Source organism: Neisseria sp. P0008.S002 (assembly GCF_051962805.1).
Lineage (GTDB): Bacteria > Pseudomonadota > Gammaproteobacteria > Burkholderiales > Neisseriaceae > Neisseria > Neisseria perflava.
In genome coordinates this window covers 223,611-246,660 of the sequence record NZ_JBQCUY010000004.1, presented here as the reverse complement: position 1 = coordinate 246,660, position 23,050 = coordinate 223,611, and the positions used below count along the sequence as shown (strand labels likewise).

The 23,050-nt window shown below is 48.5% G+C and carries 18 protein-coding genes; 15 read left to right on the top strand and 3 right to left on the bottom strand.

Translation table 11 applies throughout. The features are described 5' to 3' along the window. Positions 1–54: 54 nt before the first annotated feature. Entirely contained in the window at positions 55–1,029 is a 975-nt protein-coding gene (locus tag ACTHSA_RS06360; protein ID WP_063076105.1) for a KpsF/GutQ family sugar-phosphate isomerase, read from the bottom strand. A 134-nt stretch (positions 1,030–1,163) separates the two neighbouring features. Between ACTHSA_RS06360 and tal the strand changes: the two genes are divergently transcribed. The 3 genes from tal to ACTHSA_RS06345 all read left to right on the top strand — a co-directional run bounded on the left by tal (position 1,164) and on the right by ACTHSA_RS06345 (position 4,232). Then, positions 1,164–2,219 carry a transaldolase gene (gene tal / locus ACTHSA_RS06355; protein ID WP_440378836.1) on the top strand — a complete coding sequence of 352 codons (1,056 nt, stop codon included), beginning with the start codon at positions 1,164–1,166 and terminating at the stop codon, positions 2,217–2,219. A gap of 152 nt (positions 2,220–2,371) precedes the next feature. Further along, on the top strand, positions 2,372–3,259 hold the full coding sequence (gene gluQRS, locus ACTHSA_RS06350) for a tRNA glutamyl-Q(34) synthetase GluQRS (protein ID WP_070459492.1): 888 nt from the start codon (positions 2,372–2,374) through the stop codon (positions 3,257–3,259). A 238-nt stretch (positions 3,260–3,497) separates the two neighbouring features. Beyond that, positions 3,498–4,232 carry a LytR/AlgR family response regulator transcription factor gene (locus ACTHSA_RS06345; protein WP_070459495.1) on the top strand — a complete coding sequence of 245 codons (735 nt, stop codon included), beginning with the start codon at positions 3,498–3,500 and terminating at the stop codon, positions 4,230–4,232. A gap of 276 nt (positions 4,233–4,508) precedes the next feature. Here ACTHSA_RS06345 and pilC read toward each other — a convergent pair whose 3' ends face one another. After that, positions 4,509–7,871, bottom strand: coding sequence for a PilC family type IV pilus tip adhesin (gene pilC / locus ACTHSA_RS06340; protein ID WP_283116651.1), 3,363 nt, complete (start codon positions 7,869–7,871; stop codon positions 4,509–4,511). Positions 7,872–8,371: 500 nt separating this feature from the next. Between pilC and carA the strand changes: the two genes are divergently transcribed. The 12 genes from carA (at position 8,372) to ispH (ending at position 21,708) form a co-directional block, all read left to right on the top strand. Then, complete coding sequence (gene carA / locus ACTHSA_RS06335) at positions 8,372–9,502, top strand: glutamine-hydrolyzing carbamoyl-phosphate synthase small subunit (RefSeq protein WP_070625072.1); 1,131 nt, start codon at positions 8,372–8,374, stop codon at positions 9,500–9,502. Positions 9,503–9,642: 140 nt separating this feature from the next. After that, entirely contained in the window at positions 9,643–9,900 is a 258-nt protein-coding gene (locus tag ACTHSA_RS06330) for a SemiSWEET family transporter (protein WP_049331825.1), read from the top strand. Between the two features lie 223 nt (positions 9,901–10,123). Next, positions 10,124–10,759 (top strand): DUF1643 domain-containing protein, encoded by a 636-nt coding sequence (locus ACTHSA_RS06325; protein ID WP_141750537.1) that lies wholly within the window; start codon positions 10,124–10,126, stop codon positions 10,757–10,759. Positions 10,760–10,782: 23 nt separating this feature from the next. Continuing rightward, on the top strand, positions 10,783–13,998 hold the full coding sequence (gene carB / locus ACTHSA_RS06320) for a carbamoyl-phosphate synthase large subunit (protein WP_049348628.1): 3,216 nt from the start codon (positions 10,783–10,785) through the stop codon (positions 13,996–13,998). 403 nt (positions 13,999–14,401) lie between these two features. Then, on the top strand, positions 14,402–16,081 hold the full coding sequence (gene pilB / locus ACTHSA_RS06315; RefSeq protein WP_004518864.1) for a type IV-A pilus assembly ATPase PilB: 1,680 nt from the start codon (positions 14,402–14,404) through the stop codon (positions 16,079–16,081). A gap of 79 nt (positions 16,082–16,160) precedes the next feature. Next, a complete protein-coding gene (locus tag ACTHSA_RS06310; RefSeq protein WP_004518865.1) occupies positions 16,161–17,402 on the top strand; it encodes a type II secretion system F family protein in 1,242 nt (413 codons plus the stop codon). 1 nt (position 17,403) lies between these two features. Continuing rightward, on the top strand, positions 17,404–18,291 hold the full coding sequence (locus ACTHSA_RS06305) for a prepilin peptidase (protein ID WP_004518866.1): 888 nt from the start codon (positions 17,404–17,406) through the stop codon (positions 18,289–18,291). Then, complete coding sequence (gene coaE, locus ACTHSA_RS06300; protein WP_004518867.1) at positions 18,291–18,911, top strand: dephospho-CoA kinase; 621 nt, start codon at positions 18,291–18,293, stop codon at positions 18,909–18,911. Before ACTHSA_RS06305 ends, coaE begins: the two co-directional genes overlap by 1 nt. Continuing rightward, positions 18,908–19,090 carry a DNA gyrase inhibitor YacG gene (yacG, locus tag ACTHSA_RS06295; RefSeq protein ID WP_004518868.1) on the top strand — a complete coding sequence of 61 codons (183 nt, stop codon included), beginning with the start codon at positions 18,908–18,910 and terminating at the stop codon, positions 19,088–19,090. The genes coaE and yacG overlap by 4 nt, the downstream gene beginning before the upstream one ends. Before the next feature lie 81 nt (positions 19,091–19,171). Continuing rightward, on the top strand, positions 19,172–20,071 hold the full coding sequence (gene glyQ, locus ACTHSA_RS06290) for a glycine--tRNA ligase subunit alpha (protein ID WP_004518869.1): 900 nt from the start codon (positions 19,172–19,174) through the stop codon (positions 20,069–20,071). A 148-nt stretch (positions 20,072–20,219) separates the two neighbouring features. Next, complete coding sequence (gene lspA, locus ACTHSA_RS06285; RefSeq protein ID WP_070625073.1) at positions 20,220–20,726, top strand: signal peptidase II; 507 nt, start codon at positions 20,220–20,222, stop codon at positions 20,724–20,726. A gap of 13 nt (positions 20,727–20,739) precedes the next feature. Then, positions 20,740–21,708: a 4-hydroxy-3-methylbut-2-enyl diphosphate reductase gene (gene ispH / locus ACTHSA_RS06280; protein WP_004518871.1), complete on the top strand. Its 969-nt coding sequence runs from the start codon at positions 20,740–20,742 to the stop codon at positions 21,706–21,708. A 119-nt stretch (positions 21,709–21,827) separates the two neighbouring features. Here the strand turns inward: ispH and ftsZ are convergent, their stop codons facing one another. After that, positions 21,828–23,027: a cell division protein FtsZ gene (gene ftsZ, locus ACTHSA_RS06275; RefSeq protein ID WP_004518872.1), complete on the bottom strand. Its 1,200-nt coding sequence runs from the start codon at positions 23,025–23,027 to the stop codon at positions 21,828–21,830. Between the last annotated feature and the right edge of the window lie 23 nt (positions 23,028–23,050).

The following is a 23,050-nucleotide window of genomic DNA, read 5'->3' as shown; positions in this document are numbered from 1 at the left end:
TTTCAGACGGCCTATTCTAGCATAAGGCCGTCTGAAAACGTTTTTGCCGTCGATTCAGACAATTCGTGCCATCAATAAATCGTGCATGTTCAGCGCGCCAATCAGTACACCGTTTTCTTCGACGACCAGCAAACCGTTCACATGACCGCTTTGCATGGCTTTCAAAGCTTCGGTGGCGAGACGATCGGCAGAGATGGTTTTCGGAGAGGCGTGCATGATGTCGTCCACTTTCAAACCGGCAAAGCTGTCGCGTTCTTGAAACAGACGGCGCAAGTCGCCATCGGTAAATACGCCTTTCAGACGGCCTTCGGCATCGGTTACCGCCAACATACCCAAGCCTTTTTCACTCATGCGGACAATGGCTTCTTTTAACGGCGTGCCCAACAAAACGGCAGGCAAGGCTTCGTCTTTGTGCATAATATCCGCCACGCGCAGCAACAGGCGTTTGCCCAGGCTGCCGGCCGGATGGCTTAAAGCAAAATCATCCGGCGTAAACGCACGCGCCTGCAGCAATACCACCGCCAGCGCATCACCCAACGCCATCACGGCGGTCGTACTGGAAGTCGGTGCAAGGCCGAGCGGGCAGGCTTCTTTGGAAACAGCCGCGGTAATATGGATATCGGCATGACGCGCCATGGTGGAAGTCGGATGGGCGGTAATGCAGATCAGCGTGATGTTTTTGCGTTTCAACGCCGGAATAATCGCCGCAATTTCATCGCTTTCGCCGGAATTGGAAATGGCAACCACGACATCGTGGTCCACAATCATGCCCAAATCGCCGTGCGCCGCTTCGGCAGGATGGACGAAAAACGCAGGCGTGCCTGTCGAAGCCATGGTCGCCGCCATTTTGCGGCCGATGTGTCCGGACTTACCCATGCCAGTAATGACAACCCTGCCCTTGCAGTGCAACAATGCTTCCGCCGCACGGACAAAATCATGGTCCAAAGCCGCCGCAATTTCACGCAAACCTTCGGCTTCCGTATCCAATACATCGCGCGCCCAGTCGAGATAAAGTGTGTTTTCCGCCATCAAAGCCACCTTTCGTGCTTGAATTTAGGTTTGTTTTGCCCAAATTAATCGGCTGTAAACTGTTCAAATTCATCGAATCGGCGTAGCATTACCGCCACTTTACAAACAAACCTATTATGTAAAAGGAATCAGAGATGACTATTTTATCGGACGTTAAAGCATTAGGACAACAAATCTGGTTGGACAACCTCTCCCGTTCGCTGGTACAAAGCGGCGAATTGGCAGAAATGCTGAAACAAGGTGTGTGTGGCGTAACTTCCAATCCTGCCATTTTCCAAAAAGCCTTTGCCGGAGATGCCCTGTACGCCGATGAAGTAGCTGCGCTTAAACAGCAAGACCTGACCCCAAAACAACGCTACGAAACCATGGCGGTTGCCGACGTACAAGCCGCCTGCGACGTGTGCCTTGCCGAACACGAATCCACCGGCGGCAAAACCGGCTTCGTCAGCCTCGAAGTTTCGCCTGAATTATCCAAAGACGCGCAAGGCACGGTTGAAGAAGCGCGCCGCCTGCACGCCGCTATCGGCCGTAAAAATGCCATGATTAAAGTACCGGCAACCGACGAAGGCATCGAAGCACTTGAAACCCTTGTTTCAGACGGCATCAGCGTTAACCTAACCCTGCTCTTCTCCCGCGCCCAAACCCTCAAAGCCTATGCCGCTTACGCGCGCGGCATTGCCAAACGTTTGGAGGCAGGACACGACGTTTCCCATATCCAAGTTGTCGCCAGCTTCTTTATTTCCCGTGTCGATGCCGCGTTGGACGCCACCCTGCCCGGCCACCTCAAAGGCAAAGTCGCCATAGCGCTGGCCAAAGCCGCCTATCAAGATTGGGCGCAATACTTCGGCAGCAACGAATTTGCTGCACTTGCCGAAAAAGGTGCCAACCGCGTACAACTTCTGTGGGCATCTACCGGCGTGAAAAACCCTGCCTATCCTGACACTTTGTACGTTGACAGCCTGATTGGCGCCCATACCGTCAACACCGTTCCCGATGCCACACTCAAAGCCTTTATCGACCACGGCACCGCCAAAGCCACGTTAACCGAAGGTGTGAACGAAGCCCAAGCGCAGCTTGCCGAAACCGCGAAACTCGGCATTGATGTTGAAACTTTGGCAACTCGTTTACAGGAAGACGGTTTGAAACAATTTGAAGAAGCCTTCGCCAACCTACTGGCTCCCTTGGCTTAAGCGGATTGAACGGGCGGCAAAGAAACTTAAATCATTTTGAAAAGTCTCAGGCCGTCTGAAACCCAAATTCGGGCGTGTACGGCACACCCTTTTCTATCACGATTTGAATACCGTGCAGGCATACTGCCCCTGCCCTACAAAACCACCCTGCCATGTATATAGGACGTTTTGCCCCCAGCCCTACCGGCCTACTTCATATCGGCTCCCTACTGACCGCCGTTGCCTCCTATGCTGACGCGCGCGCTCATCAGGGTAAATGGCTGGTCCGCATTGAAGACCTTGACCCCCCGCGTGAAATGCCCGGCGCCGCCGACGACATTTTGCGCACGCTTGAAGCTTTCGGCTTTGAGTGGGACGGCGAAATCGCCTATCAAAGCCGCCGTTACGACCTATATCAAGACACCCTCGACCGCCTTAAAGCAGCCGGGCTGGTGTATCCCTGCTATTGCAGCCGCAAAGACTGGCAGGCGGCGGCAACACATGGCGCAGACGGATTTGTGTATAACGGCCGTTGCCGCAATCCTCAGCAAAGACCCGACACGCAAAACAAAACGCCGGCATGGCGCATTCAAGTGCCCGATCGCGTAATCGGTTTTCCAGACGGCATTGTCGGACATTACGCACAAAATCTGGCGCACGACATCGGCGATTTTGTCCTACTTCGTGCCGACGGCTATTGGGCATATCAGCTTGCCGTGGTTGCTGACGATGCCGACCAAGGAATAACGCATATTGTCCGCGGTCAGGACTTACTCGTTTCCACGCCACGCCAAATCTATCTGCAACAATGCCTCGGCGTTCCCACACCGGCCTACGCCCACCTTCCCCTATTGACCAACAACCAAGGGCAAAAATGGTCGAAACAAACCCTTGCCCCGGCTTTGGATTTGAATCAAAAAGAACAACTCCTACGCCAAGTCCTAACCTACCTCAACCTACCCGATGCACCTACCGTGAACCGTCCGCAGGAATTGCTTGATTGGGCGGTGGTACACTGGCAAATGGACAAAATCCCAAAATCGTCCATTATCACGGACTGAATTAGCGCAATTACAACAAAATTACTCTAGGTATTACAATATTTCATAAAATTATGTAAGTAATCTTCCGATTCATCCCAAACCATGCCCAAGAAGCGAAAAATCATGTATATTTTAAAAATTTCCTAAAATTGTCACAAACTGATAATTTCAAGCTGACAACAACATACGGCTGACGCGTTATCAAGGACGACAAAGCGCGACAGATCTCCCACGATACAACAAAAAGAATACCGCTATGCCAAGTGCCATTATTGTAGAAGACGAAGTATTAGCAGCAGAACGCTTACGTGTATTATTGGAAGAGTGCAATGTCGTACTGCTCAACGTCTTTCACCATGCCATGCCAGCATTGGAGTGGCTGAGCGTCCACGAAGTTGACATCGTCTTTGCCGACATCGGCATGCCGGAAATCGACGGTCTCGAATTTGTCGAACGCATTAAGCGTACCGCCAAGCGCCAGCCGGAAATTGTCTTCACCACAGCCTACGAAGAACACGCCCTGCGCGCATTTGAGCTGGCTGCCGCAGACTATCTGCTCAAACCGATCAAAATGACCCGCCTGCAAACCGCGCTTGACCGCATCATCGAGAAAAACCGCGAAAAAGCAGACAGTTTTACCCATTTCAAAGTGTACAACCGCGAACGCATGGTTGAAATTCCATGGCAACAGGCGCGTTACCTGATGGCGGAACACAAAACCGTCTATCTGTTTACTGGCGACGGCCAAAGCTACGAATTACCGAAGACCTTGGTTTACTGGGAAGAATTGCTGGGCGACAAAGTCATCCGCATCCACCGCAATGCCCTCGTCTTCCGCCACACCCTCGACAGTCTGATTCGACTGGACGATGACGAAAACGATGAATCCGCATCCACGTGGAGCGCTAAAATTCTCGATATTCCGACCCCGTTGCCCGTCAGCCGCCGGCAACTCTCCACCCTGCGGAAAATCATTAAAAACAGCATCTAACAATGCGCTCCTTGACTCGTTCTCTTTAAATCAAAGGCCGTCTGAAAAGATACTTTTCAGACGGCCTTTTAACTTATCAGCCAAATGGTAGAAATTTAAAAAAAGAATAGTCCAAATCTGTCGTTTAGCTCTATCCAAGCTTTCAATTTGATCAAAGCTTGTTTTGCCCTCAAACAAGCTTTTCTATCCACCAATCCAACATTTTTGAATTACTACTACTCAACAGAAAAGGCCGTCTGAAAAATTCAGACGGCCTCGATATTCAAGCCTTACAAATTAAAAGAACAATTCACGCCAGCTGATGCGTTTGAGTCCGCATGTACGGCCTTGTACTTCCAGGCTAACCAGCTGGTTAGACAAGAGACTGCGATCGCCTTTGGTTGCAAAACATTTATTGTTTGGCACGCTCGGCGTAGCGTTCAACTCCTTATCCGTACCCGTGCCGCCGCTATCGCCATCGGCAGTTACCGGAGAATCATCGGCTTTGCTGGAATTTATATAAGTAAAGTTGATAACACCATCAAAAGTCATACCGTTGGCGTAATAAATCTGGCCATTATTCTCGCGTTTGATAAATGTACGATCCTTGCTGGAGATACGCGCATCACGCAAGCCCAAACGACCGCCATTTTCAGCATTTACACCCAGAATAATCGTTTTCGCTGTCGTTTGTGTGGATGTACTGTCCGGTAAACAAACATCGGTACTAGAAGAGTCAGTATGAATTGTTTTGGTTTCATACTTGCGGATGGTCACAACAGCTGTACGCAAAATCATCGTCGGCTTGACAGTCACACGTTCATTCGGATCTAAAGTCAGACTCCAGCCTTTTTTACCTTCACCAACCTTATTGTCGCTGACATAAATATGTTCGTCGTCACTTTCTCTAGTTTGCTGTTCCAACTCACTACTTTTTGCCAAAACCGCATCAGTAGATACATCATCGTAAATACCGTAAACGGCATTGATTTGTCCGTTAGTACCTTCTAGTTCATTCTGATAAATCTCGCTACCCGTACCAAAAATAACGACATACTTATCTTTACCACGACGTGATACCGCAGGCGCAGACGTAATCGGTTGATTCCCCGAACCTTGGAAAATCATTTGCGCCGACCATTCAGACTCGGTTTTACCTCTCAAGTCGAAGCGGAACATATTGCCGTAACGGTCACCGGCATAAGCAATATCAACAATACCGTCAAAATCGGTGTCTACCAAAGTAGGGGTAGAGAGGCCGCCTTTGCCATTCGGTGCAGGAATTCTAGCTAAGAGCTTGCCGGCTTTAGAAGAAGAAACATTAGTACCAGTATTTTTTGTCCCTGCCTCTTTCCCTGTCATATCATAAACATACAAAGCCGTTTCATTGTCGGCACTGTTCACATCCTCAGTACGATAGCCGCTAGCCAAGAAGCCCGCATAACGCACATTCGATTCCAGATTGACCGGAGTGGTATCGCGTTTGATGGAAACACGGCCGATTTGTGTCGAACCAATGGTATAACCCAGCTTATTGTCAAAGCCTTTTTTTGTTTCAAACAAAGGCACAGTCGTATTCCAACCACTACGATCGCTGTTAGCTACCGCACCAATATTCAACGCATACGCACCGCGTCCACCCTGACCCATCGCACCAAACATAAAGGTTTGCTTATCAGGCGTTTGGCGGAGAACAAAGCCACCATTAACCATATAGCGGTGTGGCGTGCTAGAGCCGTAACCATCGCGTGCAATATCTTTCAGAACTTTGCCCAAAGTTGTTGCTTGACCTTTCTCGTCCTCGCGCTCCATGCCTGCCGGAATATAGCTGAGTTTCAAGTCATAAGGATTGCTAGGCGTACCATTACGGAAAATATGTACCATGCCGTCATTGGCAGCAGAGACCAAAAACTCTTGACGGTTGTCGCGCTTATCGCCAATAGCTGCAACCGAACCATCTAAAATATCGCCTAAATTACGTTCATCTTTACTTGAATCAGCAGAATCTGTCGGACGAATTCGATAAGACTGGCTATAACCTTTTGTCTCTGCATCCGCTTTGATGGTTTCATCACTACCTACTCGGCCAGTCCATTTCAGCAATGCATTTTTCCATTCCAACTTATCTTTCGCACCACCGTCTGAAATGCCAAAATCGGCATTTGAAGCCTCATTATCTGCAACTCTATCGATGAAATAGGTCTTACTGCCGTCATTAACCAAAGTAAGGCGGTTATTAAATGATGGCTGAACAAACTCAGTCGTATTGATAGGTGTACCATCACGGTTCAATTTATAAAACCGCAATTGACTACTCCAAGAGCCGGTATTCAAATGAACCGTTGCCGCCATATCGGGAATACCCATACTGGTCGTTGCCGGAGCAGTAGAGGATACTCCTTCAAATTTCGTATTTTTGCTGTCATTTTCAATATTGTCGACAATGGTTTTAAAGGCTTCAAGCAAATCTTCTTTTTTCGCAGCATTAAAATACCAGTCTGGACGGCTCGCACCCTTTTCCAGATACTCTCTCCCAACTTCAGAGATCCCCTCACCAAAACCCACAGTAAAAGTCTGAACCAATTGCTTGCTGTAATCTATGCCTTTGGGATCGCTTGGATCACCATCCCAGCTCTTACCCGCAGCATCTGAACCGTCTTTTGCTGTTTTAATGTCTTTTTCTGCCAAAGTCTGGCTAAAGAAACGCATACCGCGTTTTTCATCCTTATAGTTCCTATCCCAATAAGGAACAATAATTTCGCCTGCAGCTACCCACATATACCTACCATAATTAGGATCATACTCATGCTTATATTTACTAGATTGACATAGCAATTTCTTTTCATTCTCAGGCAAGCCAAAATCATTATCATATTGATAAGGTAGAAAATCAAAGTATCCTTTGATACGACCTCCACCATTAAAGAATTTACCTTTCCCATAGCTATCATCATTAGCCTTCACTTCAGACGGCCCAAAATATTGGTATGCAGACGTACCCGCACTACGTTCAATATCGCGGTAATAGTTTGAATAGTAATAATCCCTATCGTAGTTGAAGTTAGTATTACGAGATAAACGAGGATCTTCACCTGGAATCTGGTTACTACAACTCATATTGGCATCGCCGTCCGACATCACAATCACATAAGACTTCTGACAACGGTATTTGATATTGGGCATCACAAAGTTTTTGACTACTTCATAGTAGCGGCGCGTGATTGGCGTAGCATGGCCAGGATCAATGCCATCTACCCTCCTTTGAACATCCTTCCAATCATCGGTAAAGCCCCCCTCATCTGGAGTATCAGTACGACCATTGTTATGCAGAGTTTGCAAACCCCACTGGAATCGTTGTTTTTCGCCATACTCTTTCAATACCGATTTTAGGGCCTCCTTAGTAATCGTTATTCTTTTATCAGCCCGTACAGATGTTTCCTTACCTTGTACATTCCATTGCATACTGCCCGAGTCATCAATCAAAAACATAATATTGTGTTTGACTTTGGGTTGGCCGCTGACGTCGGTTTTGTTTTGCAGGTAAAAAGGAGTTTGGGCAAATTGCTGCGTATTTGCCTGAACGGAAATACTGATGAGTGCTAAAGCGGAAGCTACGCTTGCATGAATGAGGCGATAGCGGCCTGATGGAGCGTTTTGCATAATGTGTTCTTTTTTCATCGGATAATCTCAGCTAAAAATGACGTTGTTTTTATTTTTTATAAGGTTACGATTCTAGCATAAACAGCCTGTTTCATGTTTGATTCGGCTGAATTTCCCTACACCTGCATTTCAAACACAACAAAAATGAAACAATCTGCCTGCTCAGTTTTCAGACGGCCTGACTGAATATTTAGTTCAACTTTATTCATCAAGCATTCCAAAAGCAAGGGACTGTACCATAAAGATAAAACGTTTTTAAATTATCGATTATTTGCTCTACGCTTGAAATTCCTATTACTTTGACTTAAAATACACTGCTTCTACGGCATAGACCGCTATGTCTGAAAAAGCACGTTACACAGCAAAATCAAAGCTGCGGAGCGTGTTTTTTTTTAGCCGAGATTTCCGAAGGCTGTCTTTTTTGTAAACAATTTTTATTTTTCAGACGGCCTGACCCATTTTTTTCGAACCGACCATCATCAGGCAAACAGGATTCCATCATGACCACTCCGGCTCTTCTCGTTCTCGCTGACGGCAGCGTATTTCACGGCACATCAATCGGTTACGAAGGTTCGACTTCCGGCGAAGTCGTGTTCAACACTTCCATGACCGGCTATCAGGAAATCCTGACCGACCCTTCCTACTGCAAACAAATCGTTACCCTCACCTACCCACACATCGGCAACACCGGCACCAACGCCGAAGATGAAGAAAGTCGCAGCGTTTACGCCGCCGGTTTGATTATCCGCGACCTGCCGCTCTTGCACAGCAACTTCCGCGCCTCTGAAAGCCTGCACGACTATTTGGTACGCAACCAAACCGTCGCCATCGCCGATATCGATACTCGCCGCCTGACCACCCTGTTGCGTAAAAAAGGTTCACAAGGCGGTGCAATCTTGACCGGTGCAGATGCCACGGTTGAAAAAGCACAAGAACTGATTGCCGCATTCGGCAGCATGGTCGGCAAAGATTTGGCAAAAGAAGTTTCCTGCACAGAAACTTACGAATGGACCGAAGGCGAATGGGAATTGGGCAAAGGTTTCGTTACCCCTTCCGAACTGCCTTACCACGTCGTCGCCTACGATTTCGGTGTCAAAACTAACATCCTGCGCATGCTCGCCTCGCGCGGCTGCCGCCTGACCGTCGTTCCCGCACAAACCAGCGCGGAAGAAGTATTGGCACTCAATCCTGACGGCGTATTCCTGTCCAACGGCCCCGGCGACCCCGAGCCTTGCGACTACGCCATCAAAGCCGTACAAAAACTGATGGAAAGCGGCAAACCGATTTTCGGCATTTGTTTGGGACACCAGCTGATCAGCCTCGCCATCGGCGCAAAAACCCTGAAAATGCGCTTCAGCCATCACGGTGCCAACCATCCAGTACAAGATTTGGATAGCGGCAAAGTCGTCATTACCAGCCAAAACCACGGTTTCGCCGTTGATGCTGACACTTTGCCTGCCAACGCACGCATTACCCACAAATCCTTGTTTGACAACACTTTACAAGGCATCGAACTGACAGACAAACCCGTGTTCTGCTTCCAAGGCCACCCCGAAGCCAGCCCGGGTCCGCAAGACGTCGGTTATCTGTTCGACAAATTCATTGACAATATCAAAGCAGCAAAACAATAAAGCTGATTTTTTCAGACGGCCACACTCAACTCAACAACAGGCCGTCTGAAAACCAAACCTCAAATATATGAATTCAGGTACACTCTCTCTCAACATCTACACAGTCTGAAACCCAACCCTCTAATCAAAAAGGAAAAACCATGACAGAAAAGCAAATGCGCATTCTTTCCGTCGTCGCCACCCTAACCGCCGTCGGTATGTACGTTTCCTATATCCCACAAATCCAAAACAACCTTGCCGGCAACCCCGGCTCGCCGTTGCAGCCTCTCGTCGCCGCCATCAACTGCACATTATGGGTTGCCTACGGCTTTTTGAAAGAAAAACGCGACTACCCCGTTATGCTGGCAAACGCCCCAGGCATCATTTTGGGTTTGATTACATTTGTCACTAGTTTTTAAGGAAGTTTTCAGACGGCCTGTGCAAAATAAAAACGCAAAAGGTCGTCTGAAAAAGAGTCACCAAAATATCAACGGCAGGAATTTTTCAGGTAGCTTTTTATCGAAAAGCAGATGGAACAAATGCCGCGAGCGTTTTTTCAGACGACCTTTGAACCCATCGGTAGGGTGTGTGCCGCAAGGCACGCACGCGGTGGGTTGGAGTTGCAGGGAAAATGGAGAACGCGTGCGTACCGCACACACCCTACATGCAGGCTACGGCTTACTATACATTAAACAGGAGCAAATAATGAATCCGATAATGGGCGGTAACATCTATTCTGCGACACTGGATGGCTGGGAAATTTCTTGGGAAAGCCAAAAAGAATATCGACACTGGTGTATTCAGAAAAAATCAAATAATAACAGAACATTGTTGGTCATTATGTTCAACCCAGGGAGCTTGAGTAGCGATGGGAGAAATTTATCTAGAGATACAACTCTTCGTATACTTCGTGAAGTATGTGGCAATGCAGGATTTAATCAGGTAATTCTAAATCTTTTTGATTACGCAAATCCCCAAACCGCACCTTTGTTCTCAAATTGGGAGAAACGTGATTTAAATAGCAACCTGATATTTGAGCATCTTTCTGAATTTAAATACGATAATTATATTATGGCATATGGAAGCTATCAGTCAGATCTATTATATGAGAAGGATATTTTGGAGCGTATCAATTTAATACAAAACATGCTAAAAAAAGATAAAGAGATTGAGTTGCCAAGAAATCAAAATGGAACACCTAAACATCCAACTGTATGGCAGCGACAAAAATTAAAACCCGATATTACTAGAATATTATCTAAGTATAGAGAAAATTAACTGAAATCATAGAGAGTCATAACATGCCCAAACGTACCGACCTAAAATCCATCCTTATCATCGGCGCCGGCCCTATCGTTATCGGTCAGGCCTGCGAATTTGACTATTCGGGCGCACAGGCCTGCAAAGCCTTGCGTGAAGAAGGCTATAAAGTCATTTTGGTAAACTCCAACCCTGCCACGATTATGACCGACCCTGAAATGGCGGATGTTACCTACATCGAGCCGATTATGTGGCAGACGGTGGAGAAAATTATTGCCAAAGAGCGTCCTGACGCGATTCTGCCCACGATGGGCGGTCAGACTGCGCTGAACTGTGCGCTGGATTTGGCGCGCAACGGCGTGTTGGCGAAATATAATGTCGAATTAATCGGCGCGACCGAAGATGCGATTGATAAGGCGGAAGACCGCGGCCGCTTTAAAGAAGCGATGGAAAAAATCGGTTTGTCTTGCCCGAAATCTTTTGTCTGCCACACCATGAACGAGGCATTGGCAGCGCAAGAACAGGTTGGCTTCCCTACCCTGATTCGTCCTTCTTTCACGATGGGCGGTTCGGGCGGCGGCATTGCCTACAACAAAGACGAGTTCTTAGCAATTTGCGAACGCGGTTTTGATGCGTCGCCTACGCATGAGTTGCTGATTGAGCAGTCTGTTCTCGGCTGGAAAGAGTACGAGATGGAAGTTGTACGCGATAAAAACGACAACTGTATCATTATCTGCTCGATTGAAAACTTCGACCCGATGGGCGTGCATACCGGTGACTCCATCACTGTTGCGCCAGCACAAACATTGACCGACAAAGAATACCAAATAATGCGTAATGCTTCGTTGGCAGTATTGCGCGAAATCGGCGTGGATACCGGCGGCTCAAACGTTCAGTTTGCAGTAAACCCTGAAAACGGCGAGATGATTGTCATTGAGATGAACCCACGCGTGAGCCGTTCTTCCGCGTTGGCATCTAAAGCAACGGGCTTCCCGATTGCCAAAGTAGCAGCCAAACTGGCTGTCGGCTTTACACTGGACGAGTTGCGCAACGACATTACCGGCGGCCGTACCCCTGCGTCGTTCGAACCTTCCATCGACTATGTCGTAACCAAAATCCCGCGTTTTGCGTTTGAAAAATTCCCTGCCGCAGACGACCGCCTGACTACGCAGATGAAATCGGTGGGCGAAGTGATGGCGATGGGCCGTACCATTCAAGAAAGCTTCCAAAAAGCCTTGCGCGGCTTGGAAACCGGCTTGTGTGGCTTCAACCCTCGCAGCGAAGACAAAGCGGAAATCCGCCGCGAACTGGCCAACCCCGGCCCTGAGCGTATGCTTTTTGTAGCCGATGCGTTCCGCGCAGGCTTCACACTGGAAGAAATCCACGAAATCTGCGCCATCGATCCTTGGTTCTTGGCGCAAATCGAAGACTTGGTAAAAGAAGAAAAATCGGTTTCAGACGGCCAGTTGCAAGACTTGGATTATGCCGCTTTACGCCGTCTGAAACGCAAAGGCTTCTCTGACAAACGTTTAGCACAATTGTTGAACGTAAGCGAAAAAGAAGTCCGCGAACACCGCTACGCACTGAACCTGCATCCGGTTTACAAACGCGTCGACACCTGCGCCGCCGAGTTTGCCACCGAAACCGCCTATCTCTACTCCACTTACGAAGAAGAATGCGAATCCCGTCCTTCCGACCGTAAAAAAGTGATGATTCTCGGCGGCGGCCCGAACCGCATCGGTCAGGGCATCGAGTTTGACTATTGCTGCGTTCATGCCGCACTCGCTCTGCGCGAATCCGGTTTTGAAACCATCATGGTCAACTGCAACCCCGAAACCGTGTCCACCGACTTCGACACCAGCGACCGCCTGTACTTCGAGCCGCTGACTTTGGAAGACGTATTAGAAATCGTCCGCACTGAAAACCCATGGGGCGTGATTGTGCATTACGGCGGTCAAACCCCGCTCAAGCTGGCCAATGCCTTGGTGGCAAACGGCGTGAACATCATCGGCACATCTGCCGACAGCATCGACGCCGCCGAAGACCGCGAACGCTTCCAAAAAGTGTTGAACGACTTAGGTTTGCGCCAACCGCCTAACCGCATCGCCCACAACGAAGAAGAAGCCCTCGTTAAAGCCGAAGAAATCGGTTATCCGTTGGTTGTCCGTCCTTCTTACGTACTTGGCGGCCGCGCCATGCAGATTGTTCACTCTGCCGAAGAGTTGCAAAAATACATGCGCGAAGCCGTACAAGTTTCCGAAGACAGCCCTGTATTGCTCGACTTCTTCTTGAACAACGCCATCGAAGTGGACGTAGACTGCGTTTCAGACGGCCAAGAAGTCGTGATCGGCGGCATTATGCAACACGTCGAACAAGCAGGTATCCACTCCGGCGACTCCGGCTGCTCATTGCCTCCATACTCATTGGACGAAGAAATTCAAGACGAAATCCGCCGTCAAACCAAAGCCATGGCATATGCACTGGGCGTGGTCGGCTTGATGAACGTACAGTTTGCCGTACAAGACGGCGTGGTCTTCGTACTGGAAGTAAACCCACGCGCCAGCCGTACCGTACCGTTCGTATCCAAAGCCACCGGCGTACCGCTTGCCAAAGTCGGCGCGCGTGTGATGGCAGGCATTTCGCTGAAAGAGCAAGGCGTGGAAAAAGAAGTTATCCCAGACTTCTACGCCGTTAAAGAAGCCGTGTTCCCATTCATCAAATTCCCGGGTGTGGACACCATTCTCGGCCCTGAAATGCGCTCTACCGGCGAAGTCATGGGCGTAGGCGCAAGCTTCGGCGAAGCCTACTTCAAAGCCCAACTCGGCGCAGGCGAACGCTTGAGCACAACAGGCAAAGTGTTCCTCGCCGTACGCGACGAAGACAAACCGCTCATCGTCAAAACCGCACAAAACTTCCAAGCACTCGGCTACGGTGTCTGCGCCACTCGCGGTACCGCCGAATACTTGAAAGAACACGGCATCATCGTGCAAGCGGTCAACAAAGTGCAGGAAGGCCGCCCACACATCGTGGACGCAATTAAAAACGGCGAAATCGCACTGGTGGTCAACACTGTCGGCAGCACAGTGCAATCTGTTACCGACAGCCACAGCATCCGCCGCACCTCCCTCACCCAACGCGTACCGCAATACACCACCATCGCCGGCGGCGAAGCCATGAGCGAAGGCGCAAAAAGCCGCGAGCACTTGGGCGTGTACAGCGTACAGGAATTGCATGGCCGTCTGAAAAACAAAGCCTAATCAATCCTATCGGATTTAAATAGCTAAAAGGCCGTCTGAAACCTGATTGCTCAGTTTCAGACGGCCTTTTCATATTTCAAATTCCAACCGTCTGTCCATCAAAACAACCTTTTCTGCCATCTCCAAACAAGCAATAGCAACATGAAATATAATTTCGTTATTGATTGGATTCATACGACAAAATTGTTGTTTTTTCATCATAATCCAAAAATATCGAGTTTAACGCCTATTCTCCTTGCTTTATAATGGCCGTCTGAAATAAAAATACAATTAAAGCAGAAGCATGTCTTTGCAACTTAAGCAGATTTGCATAATTAAATATATGCTTTAATCATAATAATGATAAAATAATACGGCTTTCCTCTAAATTAAAGGGAAAACTGCACAAGAAACGGAAAATAAAATGAGTGTCGGATTATTGCGTGTTTTGGTTCAAAGCCAGACCATCTCAAATCAACAAGCGGAACATTACAACAACCTTTTACAATCAGGCAAAGAAATCCTGCCCAACCTGTTTTCAGACGGCATCATCTCCCCTAAAGCTTTGGGGGAGTTAGTTGCGCGCGTATTCAGCTATCCCCTTTTGGATTTGCACTACTACCCGCGCAATAATGTAGTCAGCGACATTCTGACGGAAGAGCAAATGGTGCAAAACCGTTGCATTCCGATTTTCAAACGCGGACGCAAGGTTTATTTCGCCGTATCCGATCCAACCCAAATCCAAAACTTTCAAAAAATCGCTTTTGCTTCAGGTTTAAGTGTCGACTTGGTCGTAGTTCCCGACGACCAGCTCAGCTCATTGCTGGAATGGCTGGGTCAACGTTCGACAACCATTCTGAAAGAAATCAACGACGAACATGAAGCAACGCAGCAATCGCAATCGCTTTATATCGACAATGAAGAAGCTGAAGACGGCCCTATCCCCCGTTTCATCCACAAAACCTTATCCGATGCCCTGAACGCGGGCGCATCGGACATCCACTTTGAATTCTACGAACAAATGGCGCGCGTCCGTTTCCGTGTGGACGGGCAATTGCGTGAAGTCGTACAGCCGCCTGTCGCCGTACGCGGCCAGTTGGCATCGCGTATCAAAGTGATGGCGCGTTTGGATATTTCCGAAAAACGTATTCCGCAAGACGGCAGAATTCAAATTGCCTTCCATAAACACGGCCGTCCGATTGACTTCCGTGTCAGCACTTTGCCGACATTGTTTGGCGAAAAAGTGGTGATGCGTATCCTAAATTCCGATGGTACATCGCTCAATATCGACCAGCTCGGTTTGGAGCCTTTCCAAAAAGAAATGCTGCTGGAAGCCATCAACCGCCCTTACGGCATGGTATTGGTTACCGGTCCGACAGGTTCGGGCAAAACCGTTTCGCTCTATACCTGCCTGAGTATTTTGAACACAGAAGATGTGAATATTTCAACGGCAGAAGATCCGGCCGAGATTAACCTGCCAGGCGTCAACCAAGTCAACGTCAATGAAAAACAAGGCCTGACGTTTGCTGCCGCACTCCGATCCTTCTTGCGTCAAGATCCTGATATTATTATGGTCGGTGAGATTCGTGACTTGGAAACCGCCGACATCGCCATTAAAGCCGCCCAAACCGGCCACATGGTTTTCTCTACCCTGCATACCAATAATGCACCAGCCACGCTGTCCCGCCTTTTGAACATGGGTGTTGCGCCTTTCAACATCGCCAGCTCGGTCAGCCTGATTATGGCGCAAAGGTTGTTGCGCAGACTGTGTCCAAACTGCAAACGCGAAGTTGAGCGCCCGCCGGTTCCAGCATTGAAAAAAGCCGGCTTTACCGATGCAGACTTGGCTCAAGATTGGAAACTCTACCGCCCGGTTGGCTGCGACAGCTGCCGCGGCAAAGGCTTTAAAGGCCGCATCGGTATTTATGAAGTCATGCCGGTCAGCGATGAAATGCAAAAAGTCATTATGAACAACGGTACAGAAGTTGATATCATGAACATGGCCTATCAGGAAGGCATGGTAGACTTGCGTCGTGCCGGCCTCATGAAAGTCATGCAAGGCCTGACCTCGTTGGAAGAAGTGACTGCTCATACCAATGACTAAACTGCCATATTTTCGAAAATTAAAATAAAGCGGTACGGGGAAACAGTCCGCTTTATTTCTTACAAACAAGGGATAACTCATGGCTCAAGCAGAGCAAAAAAGAAGTCTGTTCGGCTCAAGAAGCAAAGGCAAGCGTTTTACATTTGAAGGAAAAAATACCGAGACCGAACGTCTTGTCCGTGGTGAAGTAGTTGCCAAAGACGAAGAAGAAGCACGCAAAAAACTCCAACGCAGAGGCATTCGCCCTTTGCGTATCAGCAAAGTTAAAACCGCACGCAAACGCCGTATTACCCAAGAAGACATCACGGTGTTTACGCGCCAACTGGCAACGATGATGAAGGCAGGCTTGCCGCTGATGCAGGCTTTTGAAATCGTTGCTCGCGGCCACTCCAATCCGAGCATGACCGAAATGCTGATGCAGGTTCGCTCCGATGTCGAACAAGGTAGCGCATTAGGCAAATCATTCTCCAAATATCCAAAATATTTCGACCGCTTCTATTGCAATCTGGTCAGCGCAGGCGAGTCCGGCGGCGTATTGGAAAGCTTATTGGACAAACTGGCTGTCTATAAAGAAAAAACCCAAGCCATTAAGAAAAAAGTCAAAACCGCACTGACCTATCCGATTGCCATTATCGTGGTGGCGATTGCGCTTATCTTCATCATGATGATGTTTGTGCTACCTGCCTTTAAAGAAGTTTATGCCAATATGGGTGCAGAGTTACCAAGCCTTACCCAACTTGTCATGAACTTGTCTGATTTATTCGTCGACTACGGCTGGATTATGATCATCCTTTTGATTGTTTCGGCCTTCGGCCTGTACAAACTCCATGAAAAATCGCCTACTTTCCAAAAACGAATCGATGCTTTGATTTTGAGACTGCCTGTTTTTGGCACCATCGTCCGAAAAGCGACCATCGCCCGTTGGGCGCGTACGACTTCCACCCTCTTCGCAGCCGGCGTTCCTTTGGTGGAAGTATTAGATTCAGTTGCAGGCGCATCCGGCAATATTCTCTATGAAGAAGCCACTCAAGATATTCGAGCCAAGGTAACCCAAGGCCTGTCGCTAACATCCAGTATGCAAAGTACAGATATGTTCCCAAATATGGTGATCCAAATGGCAGCCATCGGCGAAGAGTCAGGCTCTTTGGACGATATGCTGAACAAAGCAGCCGAATTCTACGAAGATGAAGTAGACAACTCCGTCTCCCGCTTATCTGCCTTGATGGAGCCTATCATCATGGTGGTATTGGGTTCGCTCATCGGTATCTTGCTGATTGCCATGTATCTGCCTCTGTTTAACTTGGGTAATGTCGTAGGTTGATATGCTTGATAGTATTTACTCTGCCATCGACGCCCTCTCCGTTCTTGCGCCATTCGCTATTCCTTTAGCCGTTATTTTGGGATTACTGATTGGCAGCTTTCTGAACGTTGTTATTTATCGCACGCCGATAATGATGGAACGCGAATGGACACAATTTTCTAAAGAGCATTTGGGCATCGAGCTGAAAGACGAAGAAAAACAGCCATTTAATCTGCGCAAACCGGATTCACGCTGCCCCAAATGCAAAAGCCCAATCAAACTTTGGCAAAACATCCCCATCCTCAGCTATGTTTTCCTGGGAGGAAAATGCCACTCCTGCAAAACCGCTATCGGCATACGCTATCCGCTGATTGAGCTGCTGACAGGTGTCTTATTCGGTATTGTCGCATGGCAATACGGCTGGTCATGGGCAACTATTGGCGGATTCATTCTGACTGCCATATTGATTGCGCTGACCTTTATCGATGCCAATACTCAATATTTACCCGACAGCCTGACTCAGCCCCTAATTTGGATCGGCCTGCTGTTTAATCTGAATGATACATTCGTGCCCCTGCATTCAGCCGTTTTAGGCGCAATCGCAGGCTATATGAGCCTTTATACTTTATGCGCCGTCTATAAACTTCTGACCGGTAAAATCGGCATGGGCAATGGCGACTTCAAACTTTTGGCTGCGCTTGGTGCATGGCTGGGCGTAGGAATTTTGCCTGTTCTGATCTTCATGGCTGCCTTAGTCGGGCTGGTGGGCGCACTCATCGCCCGTGTCGGCAAAGGCCAATATTTTGCTTTTGGTCCCAGTCTTGCTGTGGCAGGATGGATTATTTTGGTTGCCAATGCACCTATTACCCAACTGGTACAATGGTGGCTCGTACAATCAGGATTCCGATAATGACATTATGGATAGGCTTGACCGGCGGTATCGGTAGTGGCAAATCATCTATCGCCCAAATGTTTGCCGAACTTGGCGTACCCATTATCGATGCTGATGCCATCAGCCGCTCACTGACCGCTGAAAACGGCGAAGCCCTTCCTGCCATCCGCCAGCTTTTCGGGGATGAGGTTTTTGATCATAAAGGCCGTCTGAATCGTATGGCTTTACGGGAAGAAGTTTTCAGACGGCCTCAATCTAAAAAACAACTGGAAAACCTGCTTCTGCCATTAATCTTAAACAAAATCCAACAGCAGAAACAAAAACTTGCCTCATCCGCCTACGGCATTGTCGATGTACCGCTTTTGATTGAGAATCCGGCATTTAAAGCGGAGACCGACCGTATTTTGGTTGTAGATGTTCCAGAGTCCGTCCAAATCAAACGCGTACACCAGCGCAATGGTTTTTCAGAAGAACAAACGCGTCAAATCATGGCCACCCAAGCTTCTCGACGTGACAGACTGCTGCATGCCGACGATGTATTGGACAATACCCATAGCATGGAAGAAGCAAAAATCAAGGTTGCCCATTTGCATCAATACTATCAATCCATTGCAAAAACTCTGAAAGAAACTGCATGACCGCTCCTGTTGTAAAATGTCCGACCTGCCACAAAAAAGTCGTTTGGAACACCGACAGCCCCTACCGCCCTTTCTGCAGCAAACGGTGTAAACTCATTGATTTAGGCGAATGGGCGCAAGAAAAATACACTGTTTCTTCAGAAGACGACCCTTTTTCAGACCTATTGAACAGCAAATAACCTACGCCGCTTCCTTCAGCCTATCCAAAACAAGCTCAAAACAGTAAAATACCCTCTTTATTCCAATCTATTCCATCCACCATGCTCACCTTCCAACAAATTATTTTCAAATTACAAAACTACTGGGCAGACAAAGGCTGCACCGTTATCCAACCTTTCGATATGGAAGTCGGTGCCGGTACTTCGCATCCAGCCACCTGCCTGCGCGCATTAGGCCCGGAGCCTTGGTTTGCCGCTTACGTTCAACCCAGCCGCCGCCCCAAAGACGGCCGCTATGGCGACAACCCCAACCGCCTGCAACACTACTATCAATTCCAAGTTGCGCTCAAACCAGCTCCCGCCAATATTCAAGACCTATACCTCGACTCCCTGCGCGAATTGGGTATCGACCCTAAAGTACACGACATCCGCTTTGTCGAAGACGACTGGGAAAACCCTACTCTCGGCGCTTGGGGTTTGGGTTGGGAAGTTTGGCTCAACGGTATGGAAGTAACCCAATTCACCTACTTCCAACAAGTCGGCGGTATCGACTGCTCCCCTGTACTTGGTGAAATCACCTACGGTATCGAGCGTCTCGCCATGTATTTGCAAGGCGTAGAAAACGTGTACGACCTCGTTTGGGCAAAAACCCTTGATGGTAACATCGTCACTTACGGCGACGTTTATCATCAAAACGAAGTCGAACAATCCACCTACAACTTCGAATACAGCGATGCCGATTGGCTCTTGCGCCAATTCAACAACTACGAAGAACAAGCTAAACGCCTGCTTGCAGTTGAAGACACCAGTCTTGCCCTACCTGCTTACGAGCTTGTACTCAAAGCCGGCCACACGTTCAACCTCTTGGATGCACGCGGCGCCATTTCCGTTACCGAGCGCGCAACCTACATCGGCCGCATTCGTGCACTGAGCCGTATCGTTGCGCAAAAATTCGTTGAAAGTCGCGAGAAACTGGGCTTCCCATTACTTAAAAACCAATAAGCCCTCACATACATGCCACGCCGCCCTTTGATACATTCAAGTGGCGGCGTTTCTATTTTCAGACGGCCTTAACGTCGATGCCATCGCAAACACTTCCTGCCTGCTTTCAGGTAAAATAAGCCCTTTATTACATAAACCGTCTGAAAACATGAGTTCATTCTCTTCTGCAAAAACGCCCTTTTTCTTACTTTCCCTCGTTGCCATCATTCTTGACCAACTGAGCAAATGGGAAATCTTGAAACACTTTACCGAAGGCGAACGCCTCAATATCATTCCAGACTTTTTTGACCTGACGCTTGCCTATAATCCAGGCGCGGCATTCAGCTTTTTGGCAGACCAAGGCGGCTGGCAAAAATTCTTCTTTTTAGGTCTGGCCGTCGTCATCAGCCTGTATTTGGCCCGTGCCATCTGGCGCGATGAGTTTGGACGCTGGGGCAAACTGGGGGCAGCCATGATTATCGGCGGCGCAATTGGCAATGTGGTTGACCGTCTGATTCACGGCCACGTTGTCGATTTTCTGCTTTTCTATTGGCAAAACTGGTTCTACCCCGCATTTAACATTGCCGACAGCTTTATCTGCGTTGGCGCAGTTTGCTTGGTAATAGACGGTTTGCTGCACAAAAAAACACCTTCAAACGACACAAAGGCCGTCTGAAAACGGAACGCACATGACTCAAAAAACCATTATCCTTGCCAATCCCCGCGGCTTCTGTGCCGGTGTTGACCGTGCTATCAGCATTGTTGAACGTGCACTCGAAGAATTCGGCGCACCCATTTACGTCCGCCATGAAGTCGTTCACAACAAATTCGTCGTGGACAATCTGCGGGCAAAAGGTGCCGTCTTTGTCGATGACTTGGCGGGTGTCCCAAAGGGTGCCACACTGATTTACTCTGCTCACGGCGTATCCAAAGCCGTACAGGAAGAAGCGGCACAACGTGGTTTCCGCGTTTTTGATGCCACCTGCCCTCTGGTCACCAAAGTTCATAAAGAAGTAGCCCGCCTCGATGAGCAAGATTACGAAATCATCATGATCGGCCACAAAGGCCACGTCGAAGTGGAAGGCACGATGGGACAGTTGCCCCCGGGTAAAATGTTTTTGGTTGAGACAGTGGAAGATGTAGCCGGACTGAACATCAAAAATCCTGACAAACTTGCCTACGTCAGCCAAACCACTTTATCGGTAGACGAAACCAAAGACATTATTGCTGCTTTAAACCAACGCTTCCCCAATATCCGCAATCCGCACAAAGAAGACATCTGCTACGCTACAACCAACCGTCAAACTGCCGTTAAAGAATTGGCGGAAGAATGCGATATTGTGATTGTTGTCGGCTCGCCCAACTCTTCCAACAGCAACCGCTTGCGTGAAGTAGCTGCATTGCGCGGAGTTGATGCCTATATGGTCGATAATGCTACCTATCTGAAGAAAGAATGGTTTGAAAACAAAACCAAGGTCGGTGTCACTGCCGGGGCATCTGCGCCCGAAGTCTTGGTTCGAGAAGTCTTGCAAACCATTCAAAACTGGGGACACGAGACCATACGCGAAGGAGAAGGTGCAGAAGAAAGCATTGTATTTGTCTTGCCTAAAGAGTTGCGTCGTGAGGGTGAAAACAAGCAAATCCTAAATAAAGGGTGAGTTTGTTATTTGCTTTATTTGAACTTAAGGCCGTCTGAAAACTTTCAGACGGCCTTAAGTTTATTTTGCTAATAAAAAAGACCCGCCTTTAAGGCAGGTCTTTTCATACATGATCCTGATTATTTCTCAGAAGTATGTTGCTGACGGCGCAAGATAGCCGGAATTTCAAAGTCATCCAGTACAGACTGGTTGCTGAAATCAGCCGCAGTCAGATTCATAGAACGGATATTGCGGTTGGTACGAACCAGGCTTTCAGCACTGCTTTGGCTTTGAGCTTGAGGCGTTTCTTCCGCACCACGTACCAATTGTTGGGTACGAGCAGCAGCGCGCAGTTGGTTGTCAGTACCGTTTTCTTTCAAGCCGGTAGCAATGATGGTAATACGGATAGCGTCTTCGCTCATGCTCTCGTCTTCGGCAGCACCAAATTTGCATTCCACTTCAGGGTGTGCATTTTGGTTGACGATACGCATAATCTCGTTGAACTCAGACATTTTCAGGCAACCAGGAGCAGTGGTAATGTTTACCAATACACCGCGTGCACCATCCAAAGTAACGTTATCCAAGAGCGGGCTGGAGATAGCTTGGTCGGTAGCCAAGCGAGCACGGTCGATACCTTGTGCGAAACCAGAACCCATCATGGCGATACCGCGATTGCTCATCACAGTTTTCACGTCGGCGAAGTCCAAGTTGATCATGTCGCTAGGACAAGTCACCACTTCGGAAATACCGGCAACCGCATCACGCAGTACATTGTCGGCCGCACGGAAAGCTTCACGCATGGTCACGTCTTCGCCCAAAGCAGTCATCAATTTGTCGTTAGGGATAATAATCAGGGAATCAACGCGCTCTTTGAGCTGATCCAAACCTGCTTGAGCGATGTGTACGCGTTTGCCTTCGTAAGCAAACGGACGGGTTACAACCGCAACGGTCAGGATACCCATTTCTTTAGCGATTTCAGCTACAACAGGAGCAGAGCCAGTACCTGTACCGCCACCCATACCGGTAGTGATGAACAGCATGTTTGCACCACGGATGGCATCTTCGATGGCTTCGCGATCTTCTTGAGCAGCGGCGCGACCGATCTCAGGATTTGCACCGGCGCCCAAACCGCGAGTCAGGTTTGTACCCAATTGAATGCGTTTAGCCGCATTGTTTTTAGCCAATGATTGTGCATCGGTATTGGCACTGATGAACTCAACGCCATGAATAGTGTTGGCAACCATGTTGTTGATGGCATTACAGCCGCCGCCGCCCAAACCGATAACTTTAATAACAGCAGGGCTCGTTGCTGATTCTGCTACGTCGTAAACAAATTCCATTCAATAATCCTCCGCGCCCCGCT